The organism is Peribacillus sp. SRI_006 (assembly GCF_057586375.1).
The window spans coordinates 161492-187956 of record NZ_JBYCZT010000003.1 but is presented as its reverse complement, the minus strand read 5'-3'; the positions used below and the strand labels follow the sequence as shown (position 1 = coordinate 187956).

26 protein-coding genes, 1 pseudogene and 1 riboswitch are annotated in these 26465 nt (G+C 42.1%); of the genes and pseudogenes, 11 read left to right on the top strand and 16 right to left on the bottom strand.

The window, feature by feature from the left end:
- Positions 1 to 295 precede the first annotated feature (295 nt).
- Positions 296 to 2215, top strand: a complete 1920-nt coding sequence (locus tag AC2YHV_RS05155) for a heavy metal translocating P-type ATPase (protein ID WP_063577425.1) — start codon at positions 296 to 298, stop codon at positions 2213 to 2215.
- 230 nt (positions 2216 to 2445) lie between these two features.
- Here the strand turns inward: AC2YHV_RS05155 and AC2YHV_RS05150 are convergent, their stop codons facing one another.
- Positions 2446 to 3285, bottom strand: coding sequence for a YihY/virulence factor BrkB family protein (locus AC2YHV_RS05150; RefSeq protein ID WP_063577426.1), 840 nt, complete (start codon positions 3283 to 3285; stop codon positions 2446 to 2448).
- Between the two features lie 16 nt (positions 3286 to 3301).
- The gene (locus AC2YHV_RS05145; protein WP_048685126.1) at positions 3302 to 3694 is read right to left on the bottom strand and encodes a hypothetical protein; all 393 of its coding nucleotides are present in this window, start codon (positions 3692 to 3694) and stop codon (positions 3302 to 3304) included.
- 231 nt (positions 3695 to 3925) lie between these two features.
- On the opposite strand from AC2YHV_RS05145, the gene AC2YHV_RS05140 reads away from it, so the two are divergent.
- The 4 genes from AC2YHV_RS05140 (at position 3926) to AC2YHV_RS05125 (ending at position 6271) form a co-directional block, all read left to right on the top strand.
- Positions 3926 to 4150, top strand: coding sequence for a DUF1128 domain-containing protein (locus tag AC2YHV_RS05140; RefSeq protein WP_057278623.1), 225 nt, complete (start codon positions 3926 to 3928; stop codon positions 4148 to 4150).
- Between the two features lie 97 nt (positions 4151 to 4247).
- On the top strand, positions 4248 to 5513 hold the full coding sequence (locus AC2YHV_RS05135; RefSeq protein ID WP_328176656.1) for a molybdopterin molybdotransferase MoeA: 1266 nt from the start codon (positions 4248 to 4250) through the stop codon (positions 5511 to 5513).
- The gene (gene mobB, locus AC2YHV_RS05130) at positions 5501 to 6016 is read left to right on the top strand and encodes a molybdopterin-guanine dinucleotide biosynthesis protein B (protein WP_057278621.1); all 516 of its coding nucleotides are present in this window, start codon (positions 5501 to 5503) and stop codon (positions 6014 to 6016) included. Before AC2YHV_RS05135 ends, mobB begins: the two co-directional genes overlap by 13 nt.
- 12 nt (positions 6017 to 6028) lie before the next feature.
- Entirely contained in the window at positions 6029 to 6271 is a 243-nt protein-coding gene (locus tag AC2YHV_RS05125; protein ID WP_034305676.1) for a DUF2164 domain-containing protein, read from the top strand.
- A 40-nt stretch (positions 6272 to 6311) separates the two neighbouring features.
- Here the strand turns inward: AC2YHV_RS05125 and map are convergent, their stop codons facing one another.
- The 6 genes from map to AC2YHV_RS05095 all read right to left on the bottom strand — a co-directional run bounded on the left by map (position 6312) and on the right by AC2YHV_RS05095 (position 11085).
- Complete coding sequence (map, locus tag AC2YHV_RS05120; RefSeq protein WP_034305678.1) at positions 6312 to 7058, bottom strand: type I methionyl aminopeptidase; 747 nt, start codon at positions 7056 to 7058, stop codon at positions 6312 to 6314.
- A 106-nt stretch (positions 7059 to 7164) separates the two neighbouring features.
- Complete coding sequence (locus tag AC2YHV_RS05115; RefSeq protein ID WP_034305681.1) at positions 7165 to 7680, bottom strand: type 1 glutamine amidotransferase domain-containing protein; 516 nt, start codon at positions 7678 to 7680, stop codon at positions 7165 to 7167.
- Between the two features lie 126 nt (positions 7681 to 7806).
- Positions 7807 to 8022, bottom strand: coding sequence for a late competence development ComFB family protein (locus AC2YHV_RS05110; protein WP_487372736.1), 216 nt, complete (start codon positions 8020 to 8022; stop codon positions 7807 to 7809).
- Between the two features lie 104 nt (positions 8023 to 8126).
- A complete protein-coding gene (gene motB, locus AC2YHV_RS05105) occupies positions 8127 to 8882 on the bottom strand; it encodes a flagellar motor protein MotB (protein ID WP_487372735.1) in 756 nt (251 codons plus the stop codon).
- Positions 8875 to 9666: a flagellar motor stator protein MotA gene (gene motA / locus AC2YHV_RS05100; protein ID WP_487372734.1), complete on the bottom strand. Its 792-nt coding sequence runs from the start codon at positions 9664 to 9666 to the stop codon at positions 8875 to 8877. Before motA ends, motB begins: the two co-directional genes overlap by 8 nt.
- Before the next feature lie 321 nt (positions 9667 to 9987).
- Positions 9988 to 11085 (bottom strand): AbrB family transcriptional regulator, encoded by a 1098-nt coding sequence (locus AC2YHV_RS05095; protein WP_057278619.1) that lies wholly within the window; start codon positions 11083 to 11085, stop codon positions 9988 to 9990.
- Between the two features lie 276 nt (positions 11086 to 11361).
- Between AC2YHV_RS05095 and mreBH the strand changes: the two genes are divergently transcribed.
- From mreBH to AC2YHV_RS05070, 5 genes are all read left to right on the top strand, one after another.
- The gene (gene mreBH / locus AC2YHV_RS05090; protein WP_057278618.1) at positions 11362 to 12369 is read left to right on the top strand and encodes a rod-share determining protein MreBH; all 1008 of its coding nucleotides are present in this window, start codon (positions 11362 to 11364) and stop codon (positions 12367 to 12369) included.
- A gap of 266 nt (positions 12370 to 12635) precedes the next feature.
- Positions 12636 to 13199 carry a tyrosine-type recombinase/integrase gene (locus AC2YHV_RS05085; RefSeq protein ID WP_063577433.1) on the top strand — a complete coding sequence of 188 codons (564 nt, stop codon included), beginning with the start codon at positions 12636 to 12638 and terminating at the stop codon, positions 13197 to 13199.
- A 52-nt stretch (positions 13200 to 13251) separates the two neighbouring features.
- Positions 13252 to 13749 (top strand): cation:proton antiporter regulatory subunit, encoded by a 498-nt coding sequence (locus AC2YHV_RS05080; RefSeq protein ID WP_034305691.1) that lies wholly within the window; start codon positions 13252 to 13254, stop codon positions 13747 to 13749.
- A gap of 6 nt (positions 13750 to 13755) precedes the next feature.
- Positions 13756 to 14982, top strand: coding sequence for a cation:proton antiporter (locus AC2YHV_RS05075; protein WP_063577434.1), 1227 nt, complete (start codon positions 13756 to 13758; stop codon positions 14980 to 14982).
- Between the two features lie 343 nt (positions 14983 to 15325).
- Positions 15326 to 16192: a YihY/virulence factor BrkB family protein gene (locus tag AC2YHV_RS05070; protein WP_057278615.1), complete on the top strand. Its 867-nt coding sequence runs from the start codon at positions 15326 to 15328 to the stop codon at positions 16190 to 16192.
- A 51-nt stretch (positions 16193 to 16243) separates the two neighbouring features.
- Here AC2YHV_RS05070 and AC2YHV_RS05065 read toward each other — a convergent pair whose 3' ends face one another.
- From AC2YHV_RS05065 to ribE, 4 genes and pseudogenes are all read right to left on the bottom strand, one after another.
- Positions 16244 to 17410 carry a DHH family phosphoesterase gene (locus AC2YHV_RS05065; RefSeq protein ID WP_034305698.1) on the bottom strand — a complete coding sequence of 389 codons (1167 nt, stop codon included), beginning with the start codon at positions 17408 to 17410 and terminating at the stop codon, positions 16244 to 16246.
- Between the two features lie 407 nt (positions 17411 to 17817).
- Positions 17818 to 18288: a 6,7-dimethyl-8-ribityllumazine synthase gene (gene ribH / locus AC2YHV_RS05060; RefSeq protein WP_048685088.1), complete on the bottom strand. Its 471-nt coding sequence runs from the start codon at positions 18286 to 18288 to the stop codon at positions 17818 to 17820.
- A gap of 77 nt (positions 18289 to 18365) precedes the next feature.
- A pseudogene (gene ribB / locus AC2YHV_RS05055) lies at positions 18366 to 19004 on the bottom strand (3,4-dihydroxy-2-butanone-4-phosphate synthase); the annotation flags it as partial.
- 18 nt (positions 19005 to 19022) lie between these two features.
- Positions 19023 to 19661, bottom strand: coding sequence for a riboflavin synthase (ribE, locus tag AC2YHV_RS05050; RefSeq protein WP_034305702.1), 639 nt, complete (start codon positions 19659 to 19661; stop codon positions 19023 to 19025).
- A 146-nt stretch (positions 19662 to 19807) separates the two neighbouring features.
- Positions 19808 to 19939, bottom strand: a riboswitch (FMN riboswitch).
- 202 nt (positions 19940 to 20141) lie between these two features.
- Here ribE and AC2YHV_RS05045 point away from each other — a divergent pair.
- Positions 20142 to 20879 (top strand): TspO/MBR family protein, encoded by a 738-nt coding sequence (locus tag AC2YHV_RS05045; RefSeq protein ID WP_487372733.1) that lies wholly within the window; start codon positions 20142 to 20144, stop codon positions 20877 to 20879.
- Here the strand turns inward: AC2YHV_RS05045 and megL are convergent.
- The 4 genes from megL to putP all read right to left on the bottom strand — a co-directional run bounded on the left by megL (position 20876) and on the right by putP (position 26373).
- Positions 20876 to 22051: a methionine gamma-lyase gene (gene megL / locus AC2YHV_RS05040; RefSeq protein ID WP_063577437.1), complete on the bottom strand. Its 1176-nt coding sequence runs from the start codon at positions 22049 to 22051 to the stop codon at positions 20876 to 20878. The genes AC2YHV_RS05045 and megL overlap by 4 nt on opposite strands.
- 225 nt (positions 22052 to 22276) lie before the next feature.
- The gene (locus tag AC2YHV_RS05035; protein ID WP_487372732.1) at positions 22277 to 23413 is read right to left on the bottom strand and encodes a DEAD/DEAH box helicase; all 1137 of its coding nucleotides are present in this window, start codon (positions 23411 to 23413) and stop codon (positions 22277 to 22279) included.
- Between the two features lie 47 nt (positions 23414 to 23460).
- Positions 23461 to 24528, bottom strand: coding sequence for an ATP-binding protein (locus AC2YHV_RS05030; protein ID WP_187050449.1), 1068 nt, complete (start codon positions 24526 to 24528; stop codon positions 23461 to 23463).
- 375 nt (positions 24529 to 24903) lie between these two features.
- On the bottom strand, positions 24904 to 26373 hold the full coding sequence (gene putP, locus AC2YHV_RS05025) for a sodium/proline symporter PutP (protein WP_034305814.1): 1470 nt from the start codon (positions 26371 to 26373) through the stop codon (positions 24904 to 24906).
- Positions 26374 to 26465 lie beyond the last annotated feature (92 nt).

Genomic DNA, 26465 nt, shown 5'->3' with positions numbered 1-26465 from the left:
CAATTTGAACGGATTTATCAAAAGTGCCTGTATATTGGAGATTCGATACTTTATATTTTTTACTAGATTAGAATCATTCTTCTTTATTTCTGAATAGGATATGTGGTAATATAATATTAACAAAAGGGACATCACCTTAATAAACCTTTGAAAACATTGCTGTCATCGCAATTACGGTGGCAGCTTTCATATTTTATCCAGAGAAATGACGTTGATTATCTTTCTCAATTATATATAAAGTAAATGATAATCTATATCATTTACACAAATAGAGAAGAATGTGGGAGGGAATCTTATGACTACAGATACTAAACATTTAACCCAATTGGCTACATGCAAAACCACTTGGTTGGAAAAAGCAAAACCTCATTTAGAACTTATTGCTGCATTATTCAGCGGTTTATTAATAGTTTTGGGCTGGGCCCTTTCAAAGAACGGAATGGAGTCCGCTTCCATCGTCATTTACTTAGCCTCTTTCTTGATTGGCGGATATGCCAAGGCAAAAGAAGGCATAGAAGATACGATTGCCGACCGGGAGTTGAATGTTGAGATGCTGATGATTTTTGCGGCCATCGGTTCTGCTGTCATCGGATATTGGACGGAAGGTGCCATATTGATTTTCATCTTCGCTTTAAGCGGCGCCCTTGAGACATACACGATGAATAAGAGCCATAAAGAAATTTCGGCACTTATGGACTTACAGCCTGAAGAAGCACTGCGCGTAACTAACGGATATGAAGAAACCGTGTCCGTTTCCCAACTGCATGTCGGGGATCTGATTTTAGTGAAACCAGGAGAAAGAGTTCCTTCAGATGGAAAAATCACGGACGGACGTACCAATATCGATGAAGCCGCCATTACAGGCGAATCCATACCAGTCAGTAAATCATTGGATGATGAAGTTTTCGCTGGAACGGTTAATCTCCGTGGTACGATTACCGTGGAAATCACCAAACCGGCAAGTGAAACTTTATTTCAAAAAATAATCACTCTCGTTCAATCCGCACAAAGTGAAAAGTCGCCTTCCCAGCTGTTCATTGAACGGTTTGAAGGAACTTATGTAAAAGTGGTATTGACGGTCGTCGGTTTGATGATGTTCGTACCCCATTTCCTATTGGAGTGGAGCTGGACCGAAACATTCTACAGAGCGATGATCCTGCTCGTTGTCGCTTCTCCTTGCGCCCTTGTGGCCTCTATTATGCCTGCTACACTTTCAGCCATTTCAAATGGTGCTCGTCATGGCATTTTGTTTAAAGGCGGCATCCATCTTGAGAATCTAGGTAACCTGCAGGCAATTGCTTTGGATAAAACCGGTACATTGACAAAAGGAAAACCAGAGGTAACGGATGTCATTATCCGCGAAGATTTAAACGAAGAAGATTTCTTATTTCACATTGCATCTGTTGAAAATTATTCGAACCACCCTTTGGCAACTTCGATCGTTCGTTATGCCAAAACGAAATTGCAAAGAGATATCATTAAACCGGTTAACATGGAAGATATCTCAGGTAATGGGGTTCAAGCATACATCAATGGCGTGCTTTGGCAAGTCGGAAAAGCTGATTTCGTCGGTCGCAGTGAAGCAGAACGATTCCAAAATGGCATTTCGCTGACATTGGCTGAACAAGGTAAGACAATCGTGTATGCTAAAGATGATCACGGAATTGCCGGTATACTCACTTTGAAAGATGTCGTGCGTGATGAAACCGTAACAGCCATCGAAGCTTTGAGGAATGAGGGCATCCATACCGTCATGCTGACAGGCGATGGTGAAAAAACGGCTAAAGCGATTGCCTTGGAGAGCCATATTGATGCATATATTGCCGAATGCCTGCCAGAAACGAAAGTGACTGAAGTGAAAAAGCTTAAAGAACATTTTGGCACTGTAGCGATGGTTGGGGATGGCATCAATGATGCACCTGCTCTGGCAACAGCATCTGTTGGAATTGCAATGGGTGAAGGAACGGATGTTGCCTTGGAAACAGCGGATGTCGTTCTGATGAAGAATGACCTGCCGCGCATCGCGGAAGCAGTCAAATTATCCAAGAAGATGAATCGGATCATCAAACAAAACGTTATCTTTTCCATTTCGGTCATCATGATCCTGATAGCATCCAATTTCCTTCAATTCCTGGACCTCCCATATGGCGTCATTGGCCATGAAGGAAGCACAATCCTCGTTATACTGAATAGCTTAAGACTTTTGAGAAACTAAACCATGAAAAAGGAGCCATCCAAGGCTCCCTTTTTTTATGTTCATTTAATGATATCCGTTCTTACCGTTTGCAGAACCTGATGTTTTATGGTTCGATCCTTTATTTTTTCCTTTTTGTTTTGTGCCGCCATCCTTTTTACTCATGAAAGAACTCCTCCTCTTTAAAAGTTGTCATTTCTTGAATAGTATCCGCAACATGATAATCCGCTATTACGGAAACTCCAGGAAGCTCATGCACATTCTGGCTTTTTCCTTTCACTAATGAGCGCATTTATTTCCCCGCCCAGTATGATGATAAGGCCCGATAAATAAAACCAGACCATTAATACGATTATCCCTCCAAGACTTCCATATGTTGCGGAATAATTAGCGAAGTTCTCCACATAAAATGAAAACAAAAAAGAAGCCAGGCTCCATCCTGCCGTTGCAAAGATTGCACCAGGCAGTACGGTTATGCACTTTAGCTTAATGTTGGGCGCAATCCAATAAAGGATGGTGAACACAATTAAAAATACAAGCGTACTGACCACCCAGCGAAGTTGGTTCCAAATCGTAAGAAACTCATCGGATTGTCCAATTTCGGCAAAAAGGAACACTCCGATCTGTTTTCCGAATACCGGCAGCAATAAAACGACAATAAAAACAAAAATCATCGCTAAAGTGAGAAGAATCGACATTCCCCGGGAAATAAAGAAAGTTCGACTTTCTTTTACACCATATGCATGGTTAAATGCTTTAATGATTGCATTCATCCCATTCGATGCCGACCATATCGTTCCTATGACACCAAACGACAATAAAGTCCCATTCGCTTCCAACACTTCCGATAGGTTAGCTTCAATAATTTTCATCGAATCGTCAGGTGCATATGTACGGACGGTATTTAATATATCTTCTTGTGAAAATGGCAGATAGGCCAATAAAGTGAATAAAAAAATAAGCAACGGAAACAGGGAAAGTAAGAAGAAATAAGACAGCTGTGCGGCAAGCCCCGACACATCATCGACCTGTAACCGTTTTACCAAAGTCTTGAAGAATGAGCCTTTCAGCCATTCTTTTTTATTGGCCATACCCCCACCCCATTTTCTAATTTAAGGAAATTCGTTCATGGTCTCTAGAAGACGGCTCTTCTTCCTCTGCAGTAAAAACTTCCTTCGTCTCCATCACCACTTGGGCAACTTGTGATGGAATATCTTTCATTTCCTCAACCTTTTGGGAAATGAAGGATACATCTTCGGAAATTTTTTCAACAGTGGAACGGACCTTGGATGATGTTTCACGTACTTGTGTAAGAACCCCATTGGGATTCTTCACGAATTCCTTCATATTACTCATGCAGCTTTTGCTGTTTTCCAATACAGAATAACGCGTTTGCTTGTCAAAAAGGCTTATTGCCGCCCCAGCTAACGCCCCAATAAAGACCGCTTGCATAAACTTACTTTTCTTGGCACACTTATATTCTTCTCGAATGTTGCTCATATATTCTCCTCCTCGTCATATATTAGTTGATGGATAATGGTAGCTCTCTCCATTATACAATGTTTAAAAAAGTTTTTTCCTATCTTTTCCCAAACTCTCTCACTTTAAAACGCAAAGATCACCAAGATTATCGGGGGTCAAGCTTCATATCCCACCCGAATACTCATTGACTTCCAGCGGTAATCATGCAAAGATGAAAATAATTTAGGAACGTATGAAAGGATGAAGGAAATGGATTTAAGACAAAACACAGCCGAAAGTGTCGAATTTATGATCGAGGCAATCAAGGATAAATTAAAAGTAATGAACTTCGGTGCAATCAAATCAACTCATTTTGATATTGAAATGTACGAAGAACTGCACGATATTTATACAATGGTGATGAAAAAAACGAATTTCAGTGTCCGTGAAATGGAAGCGATCGCTGAAGAACTTGGAAGACTGCGTAATAAGTAACATTCAAATCCTCCCATACCGGTGAGGATTTTTTTCATTTTCAAAAAAATTCTGCTACATTTGATATAGAAATTGAAAACGGACAGGAGTTGTAGGCATGGTAGAAAGAAGAACGCCCATCAGCATCGCAGAAGCAGTGGAAAAAGTGATGAAGCATAAATTAACAGGACATGTGGAACTGATTCCCCTCGAGGACAGCCAAGACCGCTTTTTGGCTCAGGATATTGTAGCTACAAATGATGTTCCGCATTTTAACCGCTCCCCATATGATGGATTCGCCCTCAGGTCCAAGGATACTTCTGAAGGTTCCATAAATAACCCCCTCGAGTTCGAAGTGGTGGAAGAGTTGGCTGCGGGTATGGTATCGACTATTCCCGTTCAAAAAAATCAAGTGGCAAGAATCATGACTGGAGCCCAAATGCCAGCTGAGTGTGATGCCGTAATCATGCTTGAACTTACGAAGGAATTCGAAAAGGACGGAAAGAAGTACATATCATTTAAACGCTCACTTAAGGAAGGCGAAAACGTTTCTTTTCAAGGCGAGGATGCAAAGGAAGGCGATGTTCTTGTAAAAAAAGGAACAGCGATCAATCCAGGGATCATCGGCTTGCTGGCAACATTCGGTTATGCCGAAGTGCCAGTTGCCAGGAAGCCTGTCGTCGGATTATTCGCTACGGGATCGGAACTGCTTGATGTTCATGAACCGTTGCAGCCTGGGAAAATCCGCAACAGCAACTCACATGCCATCTCCGCCCAAATTCGGAGGGCCGGGGGGGAAGTCCGTTTTTATGGAAAGCTTAAGGACGAATTCGAATTAAGCTACGAGGCCATTTCAACTGCGTTGGAGGAAGTGGATCTGCTCATTACAACAGGAGGAGTTTCTGTCGGTGATTTTGACCTTCTCCCGGATATTTATCAAAAGATTGGCGCCGATGTATTATTCAACAAAGTGGCCATGCGCCCCGGCAGCGTGACGACCGTAGCGGTATATAATGACAAATTTTTATTCGGTTTATCCGGCAATCCATCCGCCAGTTATGTCGGCTTTGAACTATTTGCAAGACCGATCATCCGCACCATGCTGTTCTCGGAATATCCGCATTTAAGAAAAGAGACGGCCCAATTGGCAGAGGACTTCTTAAAACCCAATCCATTCTCACGTCTGCTTCGCACCCGATTATTTTACGAATCCGGCCAGTTGAAGGTAATTCCAAGCGGTGTGGATAAATCGAATATTACAACAAGCTTGGCAGGTGCCAATTCACTGACCGTCTTACCTGGGGGGACACGTGGTTTCCAAACGGGAGACTTCGTGGACATCCTGCTCCTCGATGATCAGGAAGGTTCCAAATGGCCTTGGTGAAGCCCTTTATTTTTCAGGTGGTTGGCTACCAAAATAGAGGAAAAACGACCTTCATAACGAATTTAATCAAAAAGCTGCGCGAAGCAAAATTAGAGACAGCCGTTTTAAAACATCATGGACATGGCGGAAAACCAGATGTTACAGGCACGAAGGATTCCAATAAACACTTTCTTGCCGGGGCGGCCGCTTCACTTGTTGAAGGAGATGGAACAATCGAGCTGCTCGGCAAATTCAGGGGGAGCGCCCCTATCACTGAGCTGATTCAATTACTTTGTCTATTTCTCCCTGATGTGATTTTAATTGAAGGGTATAAGCAAGAGGATTTTCCCAAGGTCATTTTAATCAAGGAAGAAAGTGACCTCCCGTTATTGGAACGGCTTACCAATGTCAAGGCAGCGGTGGCTTGGCCCGAATGTCTTGAGCGAACCAGGAATCATGCTTCAGTACCTGTCTTCCCTTTGGATTCGGATCAATTCATTACATGGTTTTTAGAACAAATATAAAGGAGTGGGACAATGTTCATTCAATTCCCCATAGAAAAACGCCGTAAAATGATCGAAAGTATCCAAGAATATGTTTATCAGGAACATGGGAAGGAAATCGGTGAAATTGCTGCTGAAAATCACTTGCAGTTCATTTTCGAAAATATCGCTCCCTTTATTTACAATGAAGGGATCAAAGATGCTAAAAAAGTCATGGAGGACAGATTAGGAAATATCGAAGAGGATTTGTATTCATTGGAACGCCCCATTGATTAAAATGAAAAACAGCATCATAAACGATGCTGTTTTTTAATGTTCATTGTTCGGTTAGAATCAACGGACCGTTTTTCGTTATGGCAATCGTATGCTCATACTGAGCCGAGTATTTCCCATCTGCTGTGGATGCCGTCCATCCATTCGGATTCCGGCTTGCTTTATATGTACCTACGTTTACCATTGGCTCGATGGTGAATACCATTCCTTCCTTAAGACGCGGACCTTTATTCGGCAGTCCATAATGCGGAACCTGAGGCTCTTCATGAATGACATTCCCTATCCCGTGTCCAATGAAATCACGAACGACAGAGAAGCCTTCCGCTTCGACATATGTTTGTATGGCATGACCTATATCTCCAATCCGATTGCCTTCCACACATACTTCAATTGCCTTATATAAAGATTCCTTCGTCACATTCACTAAATGTTCGGTTTCCTTTGAAACCTTACCGACCGTATACGTCCAAGCAGAGTCAGCAAGGGCCCCATTATAATTGACGACCATATCAATCGTTACGATATCTCCGTTTTTCAAAGGGGTCTTACGAGGGAAACCATGACAGATTTCTTCATTTATGCTGGCACATGTCGCATACTCATACCCTTTGTAACCCTTTTGTTCCGGCTTCGCACCATGTTTCTTTAAGAATCCTTCAACAAATTCTTCTATTTCCCATGTTGTCACACCAGGAACAATCAACTTTGCAATCTCCCTATGACAAGCTGCCAAAATTTTACCCGATTCATGCATCGCTTGAATTTCACGTGCAGATTTTAATACGATCAATCGTGACACTTCCTTTTTTATTCGTCTCTCCTTTTATTTTACTGCAAAGATTGAAGTATATGAATCCTTTAAAATGAAAAATCCCGGCAGCCGCCGGGAATTTTCATTATTTCAATAGATTGAGCGATTCCCGGTTAAATGCCGGTAGATCTTCAGGAGTCCTGCTGGTTACAAGCTGGTTGCCGCAAACCACAACCTCTTTGTCCAAATATGTGGCACCTGCATACTCCATATCGACTTTAATGGATGTATACCCTGTTGCGTGGCGTCCTTCAAGTGTTTTGGCCGTAATCAGCAACTGCGGTCCATGACAGATCGCAAATACAGGCTTTTTATCATCCATGAATGATTTTGCGAAAGATACGAAGCGTTCGTCAGCACGCAGTTGATCAGGCGAGAACCCACCGGGGATGAATAACGCATCGAAACTTTCCGGTTTCACCGAGTCAATGCTTTCATCAATCTCGACTTCCACCTCCCCTTGTTTCCCTTTAACCGTTTTCCCTTTCACCATTTCAATCGTCGTTACCTTATGGCCGGCTTCTTCAAATGCTTTTGCCGGTTCACTATACTCCGAGTCCTCAAACATATTCGTTACTACACATGCGATTTTTTTACCCATAATCATTCATCTCCTCAATTTTTGATCGAATGAACCTACTTTGCACTTTATTTATGTTCCCTCTGACACGATAAATAAAACACATAATTAATAGTTGACCCTTGTCCATGAATAAAAAACCGCGAATCAATGTTTAGGATACTGGCCAACAACGTGTATCGCATTGATGATTCTTTTATTGATCCATTTCCTGTTTTCTTCTGTATTCAAATTCCCAAATATCCTAATCCGACCTACTTCCGTGGTTACATAGTAATTAGGCAGGTTATTCAATGATAATGTGATGATGTCATTTTTACATTTCCTGCACGAACAAAATATTTGGTATTCTATACCTGACATTAAACCCGCACCCATGTCACAACGATTTCTTCCATCACATTTGTGTATTCTCTTTCCATATATTCTCCTTCCAAAAGAAAAACCCATCCATTCCTGACAGGTTTTCACTCATTTATCACTGTCCGTGGAACAATCAGGATTTCAACTCTCCGGTTTTTCGCCCTTCCTTTTTTCGTTTCATTGGAAGCAACCGGCTTGAATTCCCCATGTCCTTTAGCACTGAACATTTCGGGATCCAAATCCTTATTTTCGAGGAGAAGTTTCATAAAATTCACGGATCGCATCACACTCAGGTCCCAGTTGGATTCATACTTGGAATTTTTAATAGGAATATTATCGGTATGTCCGCTTACGATGATGTTTCTGGGTAAGTCCATGACCAGTAACCCCGAGATTTCTTTAGCCATTTTACGGTTTTCACTCCTCACCTCGGCCACACCCGATTCGAACAGAACGTTTTCCCTAATTGAAATCAACATACCTTCATCCGTAAGTTTCGTTCCCAATTTATCCGTTAAATCATTTTTTTCGATATAGGCATTTACGCGCTCCTGAACTTCCGTAAGTTCTTCCTGCTCGTTTTTCCCTAGCTTCTCAAGATCTTCTGCACCTGTTCTTTGTTCGGGCGACGTCGGCTCATTGCTGGGGGAATCACTTGGAAAATCCATAAAACCCGTTCCGCTTGTAAAAACCTGGTTAAATACATTGGACAACTGCTGGAACCTTACTGCATCAACCGAACTTGAAGCGAACAAGACGATAAAAAGCGCAAGAAGCAATGTTAAGATATCGGCATAGGGAACCAGCCATGATTCATCGATATGCTCTTCATGCCTTTGTTTCTTTTTGCGCCTAGCCATTATCTCTCACATCGCCTTCCAACCACTTTTTACGATCTCCAGCAGGCAAATATGATGTTAATTTCTGTTCGATCGTTCTCGGCGCTTCCCCTTCGATGATCGATAAAATCCCTTCAATCATCATTTCTTTGATCCTGACTTCCTGCTGCGATTTCCGTTTGAGCTTATTGGCAAATGGATGCCATAACACATACTCCGTGTAAATCCCCATCAAGGTCGCGACGAACGCTGCAGATATGGCATGTCCCAATGCCTCTGTGTCAGCCATATTCCCCAATGCAGCAATCAGCCCGATTACGGCACCCAATACGCCAAGCGTCGGTGCGTATGTACCGGCTTGACTGAAAATCGCCGCCGCACTTAAATGACGTTCTTCCATCGCGTCTATTTCCTCTGCTAAAATATCACGAATATAATCGGCACTCTGACCTTCGACTGCAAGGTTCAAGCCATTTTTCAAAAAGGCATTATCCACCTGATCCGAAATGCTTTCCAAGGCCAATAAGCCTTGCTTCCTGGCAATGACCGCCCATTCCGAAAAGGTCTTTATTAAATCTTCCGGCTTTGTCAATTTTTGTTCAAAGAATAAAATCTTGAATATTTTTGGCAGTCTTTTTAATTCCGACAAAGGGAAAGCCGTTACGACAGCAGCTATCGTCCCTACAATGATGATCAAAATAGCCGCCGGATTAATCAGCGCCGTTACACTAACACCTTTCAACACCATTCCGACTAAGATGGCCACAATACCAAGAACTACGCCCAAAACTGATGTTATATCCATAATACTCACCCATTCATTTAAAGTCTCGTCTCCTCCTTATATCGGATGAAGTTCAAAAAAAGTGAGGATTATTTTACTATTCAGTTTCAATTTTCATTAAATCATCACAAAATCTTCCCACCTTATTGCCTGCATGAGCTTATCAACAGCACAAATATTCCTTCAAGAATGGAACCTCAAGCATGTTCCGTACATGATTTTCTCATAACATCTGGAATATACGAATTTACTCGTTGTTTTCACGCTTTTACTCGTGATTCCGCATATCGCTGACATTTTTTCTCACTCTTCAGTTTTTCCGAAAGAAAAGGACAAAGCCTGTCAGCTTTGTCCCTGTTCTTGTTTTCCATGATTTCTTCCGGCCAGCCATTTTATGATGGGGGACAGAAAAAATAAAATGAATAAGATCCTGAATAAATGAAAGCTTGTGACAACGGATAAATCCACATGCACAGACATGGCTGTGACTGCCATTTCGGCGACGCCGCCTGGGGCCATGCTCAAAAAAAGTTCATTTGCCTGTAAAGATAGGGTCGGGGCAAACTGAATGGAAAGATAATAGCAAAATCCAATCAATAGGACATTACTGACGAATACGGCTCCGAACATCTTTCTGAAAAGTCGGGGATTATCCACCTTCAGTGTGTAGCCTAAATGTGCGCCGATCAACAATTGCGACAGGTTCAACCAAAAGTCAGGAATCTGCGGGGCACCTGGGCCTGCTAAATTGAATAGTGCTGCGGCCATGAGAGGTCCTAGCAAAAAAGGCAGCGGAAAATTGGCTTTCTTTGTGATGAAAATGAACACTATCAAGGTTAACAACATCATGATTGCTAATTTCCCATCATATTCAAAAAAGAAAAACGGCCGCTCCGTTACGGCCATTACCGCACCTGGTTCAACTGACATTACATGAGTCACAATCCAAGGGACAATGGAAATTACCAGGATGACCCGCAGTGTTTGCATGAAACCTACAACCGTTTCATCACTATCCTTCATTTCCTCACTTAAGACCACCATCTGGGAAAGACCTCCCGGGAAACTGCCAAGCATGGATGTGCCCAAGGATAAGTTCATTCGTTTTCCGATAAACCAGCCAGTCAACACTGTAAATGAAATGATTGCGATTGTCGTAAAAAGCATTACAGGCAGATATTCAATCATCTCATTTAACGATTGTTTCGTGAATGAACTGCCCAATTGTAAACCTAGAATGACCAATCCAGTACTTCTAAAGGTTTTAGACCAATATAAGTACTTCCTTAACTTCACTTTCGCAATCATCACGACGAATAATGGTCCTAGCATCCATGGCAGGTATATGCCAAGGCTATTAAACGCGTAACCACCCAGGAATGCTAGAAAAGCTGTAAAAATGATTCTAAAACTCTTACTCTCGATTAAATTTGCACTCACAAAATTACCTTCTTTATCTAAGCGGTTTTTCATCTATATCTTAACATAAAATAAGTTGGTTCAAAGCTGTCATCCACGCTTGTTTTCGACTGGAGCGAGGAGCGCAGCAGTGATACCTTCTCCAGTGCAATTTTTTATATTTAATCATGTTTTCGCTCCATGAAAAGAAACAGCATGGCACTTCCACCATTTACTAGATTTCCCACCCCCACAAACTCGCAATAAAAGGTAGAATAATATATATAGGGGGTCAAACTCTTATGGAGGGGTGACTAGATGTTATCAAATACAGAAATAGGCATTGACTTAGGAACTGCAAATACGCTAGTTTACAGTAAAAATAAAGGAATCGTATTTAATGAGCCATCTGTGGTGGCCATTGATATAGAGACTAATAAAGTATTGGCAGTCGGTGTTGATGCAAAAAACATGATCGGGAAAACACCCGGCAATATCGTGGCAATCCGTCCGCTTAAGGATGGTGTCATTGCGGATTTTAATGTGACCGCGCAAATGCTTAAGGAAATCATGAAAAAAGCAAGCAAGGCCCTAGGTTTATCGATTCGCAAACCTAGTGTAGTGGTCTGTACACCATCAGGTTCCACTTCGGTTGAGAGAAGGGCCATTCAGGATGCAGTCAAAAGCTGCGGAGCGAAACAGGTCCACCTTATCGAGGAACCGGTAGCGGCAGCAATAGGTGCGGGCCTGCCTGTCGAAGAGCCCGTTGCCAATGTCATCGTTGATATCGGCGGCGGAACGACTGAAGTCGCAATCATTTCTTATGGCGGCGTCGTTTCCTGCAATTCAATCAGAATTGGCGGAGATCAATTGGATGAAGATATCAGCCAATATGTCAGGAAAAAACATAATGTGCTGATTGGGGAAAGAACAGCCGAGGAAATAAAAAAAGAAATCGGCTACGCACTCGTTGAACATTCCGTGATCACCATGGAAGTCAGGGGCCGCGATCTTGTAACAGGGCTACCAAAACCGATTACAATATCATCCACTGACGTCCAGGAAGCCATCCAGGAATCGCTTCTTCATATACTGGAAGCAATAAGGGCCACTTTGGAAGATTGTCCTCCTGAATTGAGCGGCGATATCGTCGATCAAGGAGTCATCTTATCCGGCGGGGGTGCACTTCTCAACGGAGTACAGGAATGGCTGACGAATGAAATCGTCGTCCCTGTCAAACTTGCGGATAACCCGCTTGAATCAGTTGCCATCGGAACCGGGCTTTCACTTGAGGTCATTCACAAATTACAAAAAGCCGTGTACTAAAAAGATTAGGAAACCCCAACTTGGGGTTTCTTTTTTTATCATTCCAGACCGATCCCCCCCCCCATGATGCAAACACAATCTCCACATTAAATAACTTCCCGGAAATATTTTACCTCGTTTGAGCAGAGAATAAGGAAAAGGATTTTTTACGTTCGAAAGCAAGCATTACTGATTGGGTAGGCATCACGTGCAGAACTAAATGCATGCAATGTTACATAACTTGTGTTATAATATAATTATGTTACATTGGTAAGAGGAGAAGATCTATGGAATATGTAGAAGCCTTTAAGGATATCAATCAAATCAGCAAAATAAAAACATACTTACGCGCTCACTCCAGTCGGGATTATTTATTGTTTGTACTCGGCATCAATACAGGTATGAAGATAAATGAAATGCTCGAAATCACCGTCGCCAGCGTTCTGGATGAAACGGGCAAAATCAAGGAGTTCTATGAGCAACGGACGGAAACTGACGAAGTCAACCAAATTTATTTGAACCTGAAAGTCCGTACCGCCCTACAAGAATACCTTAAAGGCTCGAAGGTTATCGAAGGTCAGTTTTTATTTCTTTCCCCTAAGACAAAAAAGCCGATTACACGTCAACAGGCGCACCGAATCATCCATGATGCTGTGGAAGGTGCAGGGCTTACAGGCAAATTCGGAGCAAGTTCGATGCGTAAGACTTTTGGCTACCATGCCTATAAACAGGGAGTGTCTCTGGCCTTGATACAGAAGCATTACCATCATTCCAGTCCATCGGAGACATTAAAATACATCGGTTTATCCAAGGAGAAGAAATTCAAGACGAATATTGACGTTAACTTATAAACATTCTGCTATCTTCTATTAACTCTAACCAACATTTTAAGGAGGAATTCCAGTGAAAATTAGAGAAAGTGAGCTTCCTGGTATTGGCCAAAAATTCGAAATCATAACGAGAAATGATGAAAAGTTAGTAATCGTCATTCACGATGATGGCCGTCGGGAATTATACCATTTTGATAATGAACATGAGGACGTCATATCGAGCATCACCCTTAATGATCAGGAATCCCGGCAACTGGCTTCCATCATAGGCGGCATGGTCTATAAACCACAAGCACTTGAAACAATTGAAATGTCCTTGGGTGACTTGGTGATCGAATGGTTCAAAGTCGAACCCGGTTCAAAGGCCATCAATCAAACGATCGGTTCGATTGATATCAGGAGCAATTATAACGTGACCGTCATCGCCCATTCTAAAAAAGGCAAAAAACAACTGAATAATCCTGGTCCAGACTCCATCATCGAAACAGGCGACACCCTTGTAATATCCGGTGAAAGAAAAGATATTCGTAACCTGATAAGAGAATTATTGACCGACGAAAGGAGTGACTAAGCTCATATGGATCATTTAGTCTTTGAAGTGGGAACTGCCCTACTTCTAGTGGCATTAGCCGCTCTCGTTGCAGGTAAATTCAAAATATCAAATGTTCCGTTATTAATTATCATCGGGATGCTCGTTGGACCCCATGCCCCGCACTTCGGATTAATTGACCTGCGTTTCATTGAAAGTGATGAAATCATAGCATTCCTCGGTCGTGTCGGTATTTTATTCCTTCTGTTTTACCTTGGGCTTGAATTTTCCGTCAAAAAGCTTATGAAGTCAGGGAAAAATATCGTGACAGGCGGAACCTATTACATTTTAATCAACGTGGGAATGGCCTTGCTGTATGGCTTCCTGCTAGGTCTTCCATTAAAAGAGGTCCTGATATTAACCGGGATCATCAGTTTTTCTTCAAGTGCCATCGTGGCAAAGGTACTTGTGGACCTTAAAAGGACCGGTAACAATGAAACGGAGTTAATCCTTGGCATCATCATGTTTGAAGATATCTTCCTCGCTGTTTATTTATCAGTCGTATCTGGATTGGTATTAAGCTCTTCTGGTTCCGTTTGGGGAACATTACTTTCTACATTTATCGCGATTGGGTATATGCTGATATTTTTCGTTATCGCCCGGAAAGCATCTGGGGTCCTTAACAAATTATTCAATATAACCTCCGATGAGATTTTTATCATCGTCGTGTTCGCATTACTATTCTTCATCGCCGGTTTCTCGGAAACGATTCATGTTGCGGAAGCCATTGGTGCATTACTGCTCGGCCTGGTCTTTTCTGAAACGGAGCATAGCGACAGGATCGAGAAACTTGTCATTCCCTTCAGAGACTTCTTCGGGGCCATATTTTTCTTCAGCTTTGGCTTGAGTATCGATCCGACGACCCTTGGCGGAGCTGTCTGGATGGTTCTTGGTGCCGTCATCATCACCATAATCGGTAACTTTGCAGCTGGTATGATTGCCGGACGCAAATCCGGTTTATCTCACAGAGCTTCCGCAAACATCGGATTAACGATCGTTTCACGCGGCGAATTCTCCATCATTTTAGCCAACTTAGGCATTGCAGGAGGTTTAATGCCTATACTAACCCCGTTTGCAGCACTTTATGTTTTAACCTTAGCGATTCTTGGGCCCATCCTTACAAAAGAATCCAAACACATCTATAATATCCTAAATAAAGTATTCAAATGGACCCCTCCGAAGGTTCAAAAGAAACAGGAAAAAGAAGTCCAATAGAAGAAAAAGGCCGGAAATTGCTTTCTGGCCTTTTTTCTGCTTACCTTTCATAACTCACTAACATGATAATACTTGTAAGAAAGCGGGCATAAAATCATACCTAGTAGTAGTATTGGTGCCGTCCTTGAAGTTTCAACAGCACCTATTCACAGTTATTCTAGAAACTTTCGAGATTGAGGGATATTTCTTTACTGAGGATTTAAAACTTGCCTCTCCCATTGTCACAAGCTTTTACAAGTGCCCGGATTAGAGGTTTCAATTTCTTTTCTTTTGAGGATTAACTTACAAGAACAAAGGGAATAGAAGCAGATAACCTAAGTAACTATTCAGGAGTGATGCCCAGATGAATAAGTCGATCCAATTTTCAAAGAAACTTATTAAAGAAATAAAGGAAGATCGTGTGACCGGGCTGGCAGCAGAACAAGCTTATTACTATTTACTGGCACTATTCCCTTTGCTCATATTACTGCTGTCCATATTACCTTATCTGAATATCGATATTCAGACAGCCCTCGACACGATAAAAACCTTCATGCCTGCGGAAACGATGGAAGTCATCGAGAAAAATATCATCAACATATTATCTGAACGGAACGGCGGCTTACTGACCTTTGGTATCCTTGGAACGATATGGTCCGCATCCAACGGAATGAACGCGTTCATCCATTCCATGAATATCGCCTATGATGTGGAAGAAACAAGGAATTTCATTAAAGCCCGCTTCATTTCCATTATACTGACATTAGGCCTGGTTGTAGCATTCATCGTCATGTTAGGTCTCCCCGTCTTTGGAAAGGTCATCATCGAATTATTACAGCAGGTCATTCCGATCCCAGAAGAAACGCAAATCTTATTCAGCTTATTACGGTGGGTCATCGCGGTTGTGGTCATCTCACTTGTCCTGGCCTTTTTATATCGCTTTGCACCGAATAAAAGTTTCCCCATTAAACATGTCATCCCTGGCGCAGTTACCGCAACTGTACTTTGGCTGGGAATATCACTTGGATTTTCATTCTATGTCAGTAACTTTGCCAACTACTCTTCCACTTACGGCAGTTTAGGAGGCGTCATCATCTTGATGCTATGGCTGTATTTGAGTGGTCTGATTTTTGTGATTGGCGGAGAAATCAATGCAATTCTCCATCGCCAAAATTCCATTCCAAAAAAACAGTCACGCACGATCGTTCATCCTGTACCGCTTAAAAGATAAAATCAAGATTGAAAAGCGGCTGTCCCATTCGGAGGACAGCCGCCTTTCTAATTACCCCTTATTGACAAACTCTTCATATCTTTCATCATGGGCCAGCCATGCAGCATATTTCCGCTTCATGTATTTTTCCGCTTCCGCAAATGTATCGAATGTTTTTTTCTGTTGTTTTCCGTTGATTTCAACAATCCATTCCTCTTCTTCATCTTCATAGATGAATATATCCTGTTTGTCTCTTGTTGAATATAGGCAACCCTCTGGGGATCCTTTTACATTCAATTGATTCTTATGTGCGTCTCGTTTAAGGGGCTCGGCATAGAAGGTCTTTTCGACATATTGGCTATATGCCTTTTCGGACATCGTACAACCGGCGGCTTTTTGGTGGCCGCCACCATCGTACTTGCCAGCAACCTCAGAAACATCTATATCATCGTGGATTGTCCGGAAGCTGATTCTTTTGCTTCCTACCATCAGGATGGCTATATAATCCAGATGTGAGAACTCTTTCGACAGTTCATTTCCCAATTCCGAGTGGTATGACTCTGCATGGACCACACCAGCTGTATGGGGACCGACCGTAGCTTGATAAACTTCTCTTTTTTTCCTGTTTATGTACCGATCCACTCGACTCTCTTCAACATTCAGAAGCGTTTGCTCCACTTCGTCAAAAGTGAAACTTTCAGCCGTGGACAGCTTATTTGCGATTTTCATTTCGAATTCCTCTATCGGAATCATGAAAAACAGGTCATTCAATCGCTTTGCCGTTGTATTTTTATTGACTTCCCATTCCCAAGTATCATATTGACGGACCAATTCAACGAATTCAGCGACAATGGTTGAAGGTTCCAGCAATTTATTTTCAACTGCATACTGATAGAATAATGATGTGGCTGCCGTCTGTTTACCATCTTCCTGTTCGACAGTTACAGATGCCCAATCATGTTCGTTCAAATGCAGTGCTGACTTATGATGATCGATCAGCAGCGCCTTGCCTCCATCTTCCACAAACTGAGTAATCATTTTTTCATTATCTTCATCAACCGATAGATCAGTAACGATCAATGTATCTTCAATCTTGGCCTGCTCAAGAAATGCACCTACATTCTGATTAAGGCGACCAATTGAATTATAACTAACCACTACTTCATCTCCGAATGCCAGCTTTGCTACAATGCCGCACCCGACTCCATCCAAATCATTATGTGTAAAGAGATGGTACACACAAACCCCTCCTAATAACTAATAAATTTACTTTTCCCTAAAGACATGAATTTCAATTGCAATCTTTACAATTGTAGCATAATCATATCTGCATATTTTATCATGCTTCCATTACGTGACGCTTTTGTTCGTTTTTTTTTTCGATGAATTACCTAATGATTCCTTATTCTCCATAATTTATAATGATAAATAATGAAAAAACACATTACTTTGAAATCGGGGTATTTCCAGTGAAGGAGTTTCGGTGAGTGTCGAAGAGCAGCATTAGCTAATCGATCAATGGCTAACTTTACGAACTTTAAAGAATTTCCAGATGGTTGAAGAAAGTTGACTCAATCAAACCACGATCCGGCACATCAAAAAAAAAGCCGCAGGAATGTTATTCCCCGCGGCTTCCTTATGTGAAATCACTGTTCAATCAATTTTCCAAGGTTGGCCATTTCAATTGCACTAACGGCCGCTTCATAGCCTTTGTTACCTGATTTTGTTCCAGCACGCTCAATGGCTTGTTCAATATTCTCAGTTGTCAGCAAACCGAAGATAACCGGTACACCTGTTTCCAAAGAAACGGAAGCCATGCCTTTAGCTGCTTCATTGCAGACATAATCATAATGTGAAGTAGCACCCCTGATTACCGTTCCAAGACCGATTACCGCATCATATTTACCTGTATTCACAAGTTTCTTAGCAATTAAAGGAAGTTCAAAAGCTCCCGGGACCCACGCGATGTCAACATCATTCTCATCAACGCCATGACGCTTAAGACCATCCAATGCCCCTCCTAAAAGCTTGCTTGTGATAAACTCATTAAATCTTCCTACCACGATTCCTACTTTCAATCCTGATCCGATTAATTGTGCTTCAATAGTTTTCCCCATGTCTAATTCCTCCTAATTTTTAATAACAATAATTTTTTTATGTTAAGATTTCATACCTTAAAAATCTTTCAAGCTTTCGGGATGTTCATTTCAAGTTCCTGTTTCCCGATTGGATCATTATGTTGAAGATACCGAACCAAATCGGCTATCGTAATGAACTTCAGGTTGAATTTATCAGCGATGACTTCTAAATCGGATACGCGGGCCATCGATCCATCTTCATTCATGATCTCACAAATTACACCGGCTGGAGCGGCACCGCATAACTTCGCCAAGTCCACCGATGCCTCCGTATGTCCTGCCCTTCTTAATACGCCGCCTTCTTTAGCGACTATCGGAAAAGTGTGACCAGGCCTTTGGAAATCTTCTGCGACCGAATCTTCATTAAGAAGCTCAAGGATGGTCAAGGACCGTTCAAAAGCACTGATTCCTGTAGAGGTGCTTTTATGATCGACACTTACCGTAAAAGCAGTGCCATGATGATCGGTATTTTCGCCTACCATAGGATGCAGTTTCAATTTTGCTGCCAGTTGTTCAGTGATGGTCGTACAAATCAAACCACGTCCATGAGTCGCCATGAAATTAATCGTTTCCGGTGTCGCCTTTTCGGCCAACACCACAAAATCCCCTTCATTTTCACGGTCTTCATCATCGGACACGATAACTACCTTGCCAGCCTTCAAATCTTCTATTGCTTCTTCTATTGTATGGAACATCATTACACCGCCCTTTTATTAGAATCCATGCTCTGCCAAAAACTCTAAATTCAGTCCTGGTTTTGGATTGCCATTTTTCATTTGATGTATTATATATTTCCCAATCATGTCATTTTCGATGTTAACGATATCGCCAGCCGCTTTTTGTCCCAATATGGTGTCCTGATGAGTCAATGGAATCAATGATACCGTCAAAAGGTTCCTTTCGATCCCAAATATCGTCAAGCTTGTTCCATCAATGGCCACGGAACCTTTTGGAATGCAAAAGGCACTAAGCCCTTCTTCCAGTTGGATTACATAATATACGGCATTTTCTTTCCGTTCTTTTTTTATGATCGTTCCGGTTCCGTCGATATGACCTGAAACAAAATGACCGCCAAATCTTCCCTGTGCACTCATGGCTCGTTCGAGATTAACAGGTGATCCCAATTTTAACGTCCGGATCGAGGAAGCTTTGACCGTTTCCGGCATCACGTCGACCGTAAATAAACTTTTCGTGAAGGACGTTACCGTTAAGCAGACCCCGTTGACTGAAATACTATCCCCCAGATGCACATCTTCAAGGATTTTTTCAGAACGAATCGATAACTCCATACTGCTTTTTCCTTTTTTTAAGGAATGTACAGTACCGATATCCTCAATGATTCCCGTAAACATGTTTTTCCCCCTTTTATAAAATATAAAAAACCCCTTAGGATGGCCTAAAGGGTTAGCAGGAGAAATGAGTGAAAAAAATTGTATACCTAAAAAGCCTAATATTTTCATTTTCGAAAAATTAGGCGTACGTATACACTTGGGTTCCACACGTCCTTCTCCCATCCAGACTGTACTGTCGGCTTTGGAATCTCACCAAATCCTGCCTTTTAACAGGCTCGCGGGCTTAGAATTTCTTCATCACCGCCGGTTGGGATTTTCACCCGACCCCGAAGGACTAAAATAATATGAATCTTTGAATATTTTATCACCATAAAGTGAAGATGTAAAATTTCTAACCTTAAATGGTTCAATTGTTACAGGAACTTCCTAACTTTATGTAAAAATGATCCCCATTAACCCCGATGTGCTCCAAAAAGGTTAGGCAGGCTTAATATGTGGAATAGGATTAGAGAATCAAACTTCATATAAGGAGGAAGCTTAATGCTTATTTCCATCATCAACCTGATTTTCTATCTGTTCGTCGTCACGATGAATTTTTTAGCCAATTTCCTGCCATTGAACGGCCAGACATCAGGAGAGATTTCCGATAAACTTCATGTCGTTTTCACTCCTGCCGGATATGTATTTTCCATATGGGGCTTAATCTATTTCCTGCTCGCCATCTGGGTATTCAGGCAGTTTTTAAGTAAACATCAAAACAGCCCTGCTTATAAGGCATCCTTCCCTTGGTTCGCTTTAAGCTGTGTCTTGAATGGCGCTTGGCTTTTAGCTTGGCACTATGAACACTTTTTGTTATCCGTATTCATCATCATTGCTCTTTTGGCTACTTTAATGGTCATTTATACAAGCATAAAAAAAGTGGAACACACTACTTTCGACCTATTTCCATTTTCCGTCTATACAGGCTGGGTAAGTGTTGCAACGATCGCTGACATTTCTTATTACCTAACCTATATCAATTGGGACGGTTTTGGGGTTTCCAGTTTAACCTGGACGAACGTCCTGCTGATTGCAGCAACAATCCTGGCCTTTGTCTTCGCAGGTAAAAACCGGGATTGGTGCTATCCTCTCGTATTCGTTTGGGCGTTCATAGGCATCGGGATACGAAATAGCTCCGCCTATCCTGTAATCACGGACATTTCTTATATCCTCGCTGCCATCACTTTTATCATATCCATAACCATCTTCATAAAAAGTAGAAGGAATATGGTAGCCTAAAATGCTTGCTGAAGATCTTGCCATACATCCTGCCAAGCTTCTAGGCCAACTGAGAGACGGACCAGCTGGTCACTGATGCCCATTTGTTCCCGTGAATCTTCAGGAACGGCAGAGTGCGTCATGGTAGCGGGATGCTGGATCAATGTTTCGGCATCCCCAAGACTTACGGCAATTTTAATTAGATTCAATTTATTGAGGAATTCCTGTGCATCCTGTTTTGTGCCATGCAATTCAAAAGAGATAAGGCCGCCGCCATGTTTCATCTGTTTTTGCATGATATAATGATCCGGGGAAGCTTCATCACCTGGATAATATACCTTTTTCACCTTTGGATGTTTCTTAAGTTCATGAAAGATTGCCATTGCATTGGCCGAATGACGGTCCATCCTGACGGGCAAGGTCTTTAACCCCCGCAATAGTAGCCAGGCGTCGAATGGTGAAATGATTCCACCGATATCTTTCTGTGTAGTCCCAGCTATATGATTCATGAATTCCTTTTTACCGACGACAAGTCCCGCAACGACATCCCCATGCCCGCAAAGATATTTCGTAGCGCTATGAAGGACGATATCACAGCCATACTCAAGCGGTCTCTGTAGGTAGGGCGTCGAAAATGTATTATCGACTACGACCGTCACATTATATTCCTTCGCAACTTTCACCACCATCTGTAAGTCAATCATTTTCATCGTCGGATTGATCGGGGTTTCTACATAGATGCAGGTCGTTTCCGGCCGGATCATTTTCCTAAGCTGTTCTTCAGTATCCATTTCACAAAAATCATGAGTGATCCGGTATTTATTTTTCATTAGCTGCAGAAGGCCAAATGTACAACCATATACCCCCTGTGAGCAGAGGATGTGATCATCTGTTTTAGTTAACGCAAAAAGTACTGCTGAAACGGCAGCCATGCCTGAACCGAAAGCAAGGCCAGCTTCCCCGCCTTCCAGTGCGGCAATCTTTTCTTCAAGCACTTGTACCGTTGGATTTCCAAGGCGAGAATAAATATATCCATCTTCGATACCGGCAAAACGCCTCTCCCCTTGCTCGGCATTTTCGAAAGTGAATGTTGAGGTTTGGAATAAAGGTGTTGCCAAGCTTCCCAAATGCTTCTTCGAGTCATATCCTTCATGGATGACTGCCGTTTCAAATTGTTTATACTTTCTTGTCATACCGTTTCCCCCTTACCTATGTCTATTGCTATCATATGTCAAAAAACCATATAAAGGAAGCGTTTTCATTCATGATTATCACCCATAAATGAACACTGAACTTAGTAAAAATAAGCTTCATTCTGTTCAGTTGGATCCTGCAAATTGAGCACCTCTTTTAATTTTTAATTCTTACGTGAATTCCAAAAAAAGGGACAGCCGCCATGGCCGTCCCTTTTTTGCGAATCATTCATCGACTACGATGTTTCCACCATAGAAGGTTACTCTCGTTAATGGTAACTCCAGTTCGCGAGCCATTTTTTTCAACTCTCGCTCTTCTCTTTCCGTTACGATTGAAATGACCGTGCCATCTGCACCTGCACGCCCAGTTCTCCCGGATCTATGGATATATTGTTCGATATTGTCAGCCATATCAATGTGAACGACCGCAGTAAGGCCTTTAATATCCAGCCCCCTGGCCGCTACATCCGTTGCTATCAGCATCGGGGATTTTCCGGAACGAAGCTTACGCAGTGCTTTCTCCCTGTCGACTTTATTGGATTCACCGTGAAGCACGCCCATTTCAATACCTTTATAACTCAGCTTTTCATGTAAGACGCTAAGCTCCGCAATATCATTCAGGAAGGCAAGTGCCTTCACATCTTTAAGTCTTGTGATTTTCTCGAGAATCTTGGACTTCTCCCGTCTCTCAACAACAAAGTAAAGATGGTCCACCTTGGATTCCATTTTTTCATTTTTATCGACCTTGATCATTTCGGGTTCATTCATGAATCCCCTGGCCGCTTTTTCCGTTTCCTCTGGCAGGGTTGCTGAAAACACCATGATTTGCCGATCTTTTAGTGTTGTTTTGATAATATTATTGATCGTTCCCATATGTTCTGGAATGATCAATTGGTCACCTTCATCAAGTACTATCGTCTTAACTTCATGCATCTTCAGTTTCTTTTGGGCAATCAATTCGTAAACCCGCCCCGGTGTTCCAGCAATCACCTGTGGACGCTTCTTCAGTTTGTCCAACTGCCTTTTCACATTAGCACCGCCGATGAATGCTGCACCCATTATGCCGCTTCCCTCTGACCAAATGCGAATTTCTTCATTGATTTGCATGACCAGTTCTCGTGATGATGCCAGAATCAAAGCTTGGGGCGATTTTTTTTCAGGATCAATCTTTTCCAGCAATGGCAGTAAATATGCCAATGTTTTTCCTGTACCTGTCGGTGATTCGGCCATGATATCCTTTCCCTCGACAATCACGGGGATCGCTTTCGTTTGTATCGGGGTAAGTTGTCCGAATCCGGACTTTTTCCAGGCTTCTTGTATATATGGTTTTCTATCGTTTATTAATGCAGGTAATTCGCTCATATCGTTCTCCTTTAATATAAAACTTTTCCTATCTTTCATAGTACCATTTATTCTTGTCCAGTAGCCAACGGAATACGAATTGTAACCGTCGTCCCTTTGTTTATCTCACTTTCAAAATCCATTTCCCCGTGAAGGCGATGAACGATTTTCCGGCAAATTGCAAGCCCGATCCCTGAACCTTTTTCCTTCGTCGAGTAAAAAGGTTCACCAATCCGTTCAAGGCGCTCGGGTCCCATTCCCATGCCATTGTCACTCACGCTGACTACAGCATGTCCATCGATGATTTGCAGCGATATATCAATTTCCCCATTATCTTCAATCGCTTCAATGCTGTTCTTGACGATATTGATTACCAACTGTTTAAGTTCAATTGAATCTGCCATTATATAAATCGGTTCGGCGGTTTTAACCCTTAGCCCCATTTCGATATTATTCAAATTCGTTTCTGCTTTCATCAACGTGAATACCTGTTGTAAACTGTCGGCGAGATCGATCCTGCAGAATGCGACATCCTGTTTCTTCCCGAGAACCAATAGTTCACTTGAGATAATATTGATTCGGTCAATTTCCTTTAACATGATATCAGAATGCAGCGGGTTCACTTCCTGGGTCATATCCATTAACTGTACGAATCCTTTTAAAGATGTCAGCGGATTCCTTATCTCATGTGCGACGGCTGCAGCCAGATGTCCGATAACAGATAGCTTTTCAGACATGATCATCAATTCCTCTTCGCGCCGCAATTCGGTGATATCCCTTACGATGGCATATACTCCAAGCATTTCCGAGTGGACGATGATCGGTAAAAAAGTTACACGGATTATCCGTTGTTCATCACTGCTATTCTGTATGGTCGTTTCGAATTTTACAGCATCCCCTTGAAGGGACTGTAGAAAGAATTCAGCTACTTTATCACTTTCATTCCAGTTGATGAGATGATTCGCATTCTTGCCTTTCAAATTGTCACTATGATGACCTAACAGTTTTTCTGCTTCCGGGTTTATCGAAACGACATTTCCTTCGAGATTCAGCTCAAGGACACAATCCGGGTTATGCTTGAACAGCGACCGATACTGTTCATCCTTCAGAATGAATTCCTGTTGGGACCTCAACATTTTCCCCGTCCAATACCTGATTATGAAGTACAGGAAAAGTCCGGTTATGAATATGAACATCCACCCTTTGGAATGTTGAAACATTGCATATATCTGAACATCTGACCTTGCCTGCGTCATAGAGATGTAATCCGTAATGATAATCCATAAGACCCCAATGAATATATATATAAAAGCCACTTTACATGCAATTTTATGAGATTGGTTCATATTTTTTCCTTTGTATTGTTTTTTGGTTTATTATTCCCAAATCACTCAAAAAAAGCCCCCATGTTTTCAACATAAGGACTCTATCGATATTGTAACATATATATAGTAATCATTGTTTTATATCGTTAAAAAATCCAGCAGCATTACTACTGGATTTTCAATAAATCAAGAGAGGTCTTTAATGGCTTGATTGAATTCTTCTTCGATATCTTTTGTAGGCTTGGCCGATAGTAAGCTGAAAACGACCACCGCTATTGAACCAGCGATGAAACCAGGAATGATTTCGTATATTTCAGCAAACCTATCGATCATATCCCAGACGATCACGGTTGCCGTACCGACAATCATTCCCGCCAAGGCTCCCCATTTCGTCATCCGTTTCCAGTACAGGCTTAACAAAATGACAGGACCGAATGCCGCTCCAAAACCAGCCCATGCATAACCAACCAATTTAAGGATCGTACCGCTTGGATTAAAAGCCAATAATAGGGCAATGGCAGATATCGCCAATACGCCAAACCGACCTACCAGCACTAATTCCTTATCAGATGCGTTCGGCCGAATGAACTGCTTATAGAAATCATCTGTCAGAGCACTTGCAGATACTAACAGCTGTGATGCAATCGTACTCATGACCGCTGCTAAAATCGCAGCCAACAAGAAGCCTGTAATTAAAGATGGAAACAGTTCTTTAGCTAATATGATGAAGACGGACTCAGCATTCCTATCCCCTAAAGGACTATTTGTCAGGTTAAAATATGCTATCCCCACCAATCCGGTGAACATCGCTCCAACAATAGCAAAAATCATCCATCCCATGCCGATTCGCCGTGCACTTTTCAATTCTTTAACAGATGAGACCGCCATGAAGCGGACGATTATATGAGGCTGCCCGAAATAACCAAGCCCCCATGCCAGAAGAGATATGATGCCAATGGTTGATGTTCCTTCAAAAACATGCAATAAATTCGGGTTAATCGATTTTATTTCATTGAAGGTGGGATCCCAGCCCCCAATATTTACAATCGTGACAACTGGTACTAGAATTAAGGCAATGAACATGATTGTACCTTGTACAAAGTCCGTCCAGCTGACAGCCAGGAATCCGCCAAATAATGTATAAAGAATAACAACGCTTGCCGTCAGCCAGATACCCCACCGGTAATCTAAATTGAAAGCCGTACGGAAAAGCTCACCGCCTGCCACCATGCCTGAAGAGGTATAAAAGGTGAAGAAAATTAAAATGACCGATGCTGATACCACTTTTAAGACGCGGGAGCCATCTTTAAACCGATTTCCCAAAAAGTCGGGAATCGTAATCGAATTGCCGGCAATTTCCGTATATGTCCGAAGCCTTGGTGCCACGAATAACCAGTTTAAATAAGAGCCTGCACACAGGCCGATGACAATCCAGCCAGCACTCAACCCGCTTATGTACATCGCACCAGGAAGACCCATCAACAGCCAGCCACTCATATCGGAAGCCCCTGCACTCAATGCCGTTACAGCCGGCCCCAAGTTCCGGCCGCCAAGCATGTAATCGGTTAAGTTAGCCGTTTTCCGATAGGCCAAATAACCAATTAAAAGCATACCTGCCATGTATATTGCAATTGATATTATAATTCCATATTCCAAAAATGAATCCTCCTATTTATAGGTTAATTTTCATCTTGTAAGCTTATCAGAAAAAAAAACATATGTTAAGAAGTTCTTGCACCTTTCAACGA